The sequence below is a fragment of the Micromonospora endophytica genome (assembly GCF_003236305.1).
GTDB classification, from domain to species: Bacteria; Actinomycetota; Actinomycetes; order Mycobacteriales; family Micromonosporaceae; genus Micromonospora; species Micromonospora endophytica.
This window is the reverse complement of the sequence record NZ_POTX01000385.1, coordinates 1-3,633: the sequence shown is the minus strand read 5'-3', so window position 1 is coordinate 3,633 and position 3,633 is coordinate 1. Positions and strand designations below refer to the sequence as shown.

At 72.7% G+C, this 3,633-nt stretch carries 4 protein-coding genes; 3 read left to right on the top strand and 1 reads right to left on the bottom strand.

Annotated elements, in window-relative coordinates:
* On the bottom strand, window positions 1-1,211 hold a 1,211-nt coding region (locus C1I93_RS29465), incomplete at its 3' end, for a serine/threonine-protein kinase (RefSeq protein WP_258378375.1).
* A 226-nt stretch (window positions 1,212-1,437) separates the two neighbouring features.
* Here C1I93_RS29465 and C1I93_RS29460 point away from each other — a divergent pair.
* The 3 genes from C1I93_RS29460 to C1I93_RS29450 form a co-directional block, all read left to right on the top strand.
* Complete coding sequence (locus C1I93_RS29460; protein WP_111246520.1) at window positions 1,438-2,268, top strand: patatin-like phospholipase family protein; 831 nt, start codon at window positions 1,438-1,440, stop codon at window positions 2,266-2,268.
* Window positions 2,268-3,284 carry a 1-acyl-sn-glycerol-3-phosphate acyltransferase gene (locus tag C1I93_RS29455; RefSeq protein WP_111246519.1) on the top strand — a complete coding sequence of 339 codons (1,017 nt, stop codon included), beginning with the start codon at window positions 2,268-2,270 and terminating at the stop codon, window positions 3,282-3,284. The genes C1I93_RS29460 and C1I93_RS29455 overlap by 1 nt, the downstream gene beginning before the upstream one ends.
* 76 nt (window positions 3,285-3,360) lie before the next feature.
* Window positions 3,361-3,633: hypothetical protein (locus C1I93_RS29450; RefSeq protein WP_146603610.1), on the top strand; the 273-nt coding region annotated here is incomplete at its 3' end.

Sequence of the window (3,633 nt, the reverse complement as noted above, 5' to 3'; positions counted from 1 at the left end):
TCCGGAAGCAGCGCGGGGATGGCGAGTACCGCGGCGACAAGCGCCGCCGCCGCAGCCACCAGGAGCGCGGGGCGCAGCAGCCGGGACCGCCCGGCGCGACCCTGCCCACGGAGGTCGCCGGGTGGCTTCGCCCCACCGGAGTGGCCCTGGGCCGTGGCAGCGCCAGGGCTGCTGACCGAGGCCGGATCGCCCGCACCGGACGCCAGGTGTGGCGTCGGCCCTGCGCCGCCGGAAGCCCCCGGTGACGCGACGGTGACCGGAGCGGTCGATGCCGCGCGGGCCGGGGTGGGTTGCGGCAGGCCCGCGCCGGTGCGGGAGGGACCGATCGCGGGAAGGGTGACGGTGGGGGAGAGCATCGTGCTGGCCTGCGGATCGGCGGGCAACAGTTGGTCGCGGAGCGCGCTGGCGACCTGGCGGGCGGTGGGGCGGTCGGCCGGATCGCGGGACAGGCAGCGCAGACAGACCTCGGCCACCGCCGGTGGCAGGTTCGGCACACCGGCGAGCGTGGGCGGCGCACCGTCCGCCAGCGCCACGCTGAGTTCCTCCCAGGTGTCCGCCGGGTACGGAACCCGTCCGGTGAACATCTCGTACAACAGCACGCCGAGCGAGTAGACGTCGGTCGCCGGCTGGGCCGGTGCCCCGTCGAGCCGCTCCGGAGCCACGTACGCCGGGGTGCCGAAGGTGGCGCCGTCCTCGTCGTCGTCCGGGGTGCCGATCCGGGTGGCGATGCCGAAGTCGAGCACCTTGGCGCCGACCTGGGTCATCATCACGTTGGCCGTGGTGATGTCCCGGTGCACGATGCCGAGCCGGTGCGCGCCGGCGAGCGCGTCGGCGACCTGCGCCCCGATCTCCACCGCCTCGGGCCACGACAGTGGCCCCTCGGTGAGCCGGAACTCCAACTCCTCGCCGGAAAGCAACTCCATCACCACGAACGAGGTGATCGAGCCGTCTGGCGACACCGTCTCGCCGTAGTCGTGCACCGACGTCACGTGCGGGTGGACGAGTTGGGCGGCGGCGCGGGCCTCCTCGCGCACCATGTCGCGGAACCGGGCGTCGGCGGCCAGTGACGGGGCTAGCACCTTCAGCGCGACCATCCGGTCGAGCACCTCGTCGTGGGCTCGCCAGATCACCGACATGCCACCGGCGCCGATCTGGTCGATCAGCCGGTATCTGGTGGCCAGCAACCGGCCGGGCTGCAGTGCTGGCTTCACGGTTCGCACCTGCCTCATAGGTGGCTAGCGGTATCAGGTTGCGCGAATGTGGCTCCGCTGTCAACGGCACCGGAAACCGGCGGTGGTGGCGGCGACACGTTGGGTACCGGGCGGCCGCGCCGAGCCGGGCCGGCCCGGGCGGTGGGCATCGTCGTCATCGATGGGTGGCCGTACCCGGGCCGATCGCCGGCGACCACCCGGGCACGCACGTGCCAGGATGAACGGCATGGGGCAGGGACCGGTGGCGTTCGTGCTCGGGGGCGGAGGTGTCCTCGGCGCGGTCGAGGTGGGCATGTTGCGGGCCCTGTTCCGGGCCGGGATCCGGCCGGACATGGTGCTCGGTACGTCGATCGGCGCGGTGAACGGGGCGCTTGTCGCCGCCGACCCGAGCGAGGCGGTCACCGACCGGCTGGTACGGCTCTGGGCCTCGCCCGAGGCGAGCGAGGTGTACGGCGACTCGGTGGCCCGGCAGCTGCGTCGCTTCGCCGCCCGTACCCACCTGCACTCGCCGCGACCGCTGCGCAAGCTGCTGGAGAGCGAGCTGGGCGCCGAGACCACCTTCGCCGACCTGAAGGTGCCCTTCCGCTGCTGCGCGGCGAACATCGAGCGGGCCGCCGAGCACTGGTTCGTCAGCGGTCCGGTGGTGCCCGCCGTGCTCGCGTCCGCCTCCGTGCCGGGTCTGCTGCCGCCGGCCCGGATCGGCGACCAGCACTACATCGACGGTGGGATCGTCAACTCCATCCCCATCGGTGAGGCGGTCGCCGCCGGTGCCGTCCGGATCTTCGTACTCCAGGTGGGTCGGATCGAGCGGGCGCTGACTCCGCCGCAGCGGCCCTGGGAGATCGCCCAGGTCGCGTTCGAGATCGCCCGCCGGCACCGGTTCGCCCGGGAGATGGCCGCGTTGCCCGAGGGTGTGGAGGTGCATGTGCTGCCGACCGGCGGGCTGGAACCGCGCGACGACACGCCGTGGGCGTACCGGGACATGGCGGCGGTGGGCCGGCGGATCAGCCGCGCCTACGCGGCCTCCCGGCACTACCTGGCGAACCTGGAACGCTGATGCCGCTGCCGCCCCGCTGGCTCCGCCGTCTGCTGCTGGCGCCCGGCGTGGTCCTGCTGGCGATCCTGCTGGTGACCACGGTGCCGCTCTGGGCGCTGCTGGCGCTGCTGGTATCCCCGTTCGTGCCGGGGCGGCTGCGGCCGTTGCGGCTGCTCTGGATCGGCGTGTTCTATCTGCTCTGGGACGCGGCGGCACTGCTGTGCCTGTTCGGACTCTGGGTCGGTGCCGGATTCGGGTGGCGGGTCCGTTCACCGGCCTTCCAGCGTGCCCACTACCTGCTGGCGGGCTGGTTCCTGCGGGTGCTGTTCTGGCAGGCCCGCTGGACGTTGCGGCTCAGCATCGAGGTGGTCGGCACCGACCCGGACACCGCGATGCCCGGCCGGCCCGAGCTGGTGCTCTGCCGGCATGCCGGGCCGGGTGACTCGTTCATTCTCATCCACTCGCTGGTGAACTGGTTCCGCCGCGAACCACGCATCGTGCTCAAGGACTCACTCCAGTGGGACCCGGCGATCGACGTCCTGCTCAACCGGTTGCCCAGCCGCTTCATCGCACCTGGCCGCGACGGTGGCGGCTCCCTCACCGAGCAGGTCGGGCACCTCGCCGCCGGTCTGGACGATGACGACGCTTTCGTGATCTTTCCCGAGGGAGGCAACTTCACCCCCCGACGTCGGGTGCGGGCCATCGCCCGGCTACGCGACCGGGGACACGAGCGGATGGCGTTGAAAGCCGAGGCCATGCGGCACGTGCTCGCGCCCCAACCCGGCGGCATGCTCGCGGCGTTGGACGCCGCGCCGGACGCCGGAGTGATCTTCGTGGCGCACACCGGTCTGGACCGGATGCTCACTGTCGCCGACGTGTGGCGGGAGCTACCGATGGACAAGCGGCTCGTGATGCGGTTCTGGTCGGTGCCGCCGGAGGAGGTCCCGACCGGGCGGCAGCAGCGCATCGACTGGCTCTTCGACTGGTGGAGCCGGATCGACAGCTGGATCGAGGAGAACCGGGAGAGCGCACCCTAGGCTACGCCGGTAGCAGGTCAGGCCGTGAGTACGCGCACTCTGGCGCGGGTGGTGCCGGTCCGTCGAGGATGACCGCGTGAACAACGCGTACCCCTGCCCGGCCTGCGGTGCCTCGGCGAACCTCGGCACCGGTTGCACCGGCTGTGGCCGGCCGCCACACCCCGGCGCCGCCGAGGTGATCCGGCTCGACCGGGAGATCGTCGTGCTCGACGGCGAGGTGGCTCGGGCCCGCCAGGCGTACGACGGGCTGGTCGCCCGGCTGGCCGCGCTCCGGCAGCGGCGCAACGACGTGGCCGCCGCGGTGCGGGCCGAGTTCCCACCCCGGCCTGTCATTCCCGCACCCGGGCCC

What these genes read in the sequence shown, in the direction of transcription:
- C1I93_RS29460 (WP_111246520.1), top strand. Translation starts at nt 1,438, where the DNA reads ATGGGGCAGGGACCGGTGGCGTTCGTGCTCGGGGGCGGAGGTGTCCTC.
- C1I93_RS29455 (WP_111246519.1), top strand. Translation starts at nt 2,268, where the DNA reads ATGCCGCTGCCGCCCCGCTGGCTCCGCCGTCTGCTGCTGGCGCCCGGC.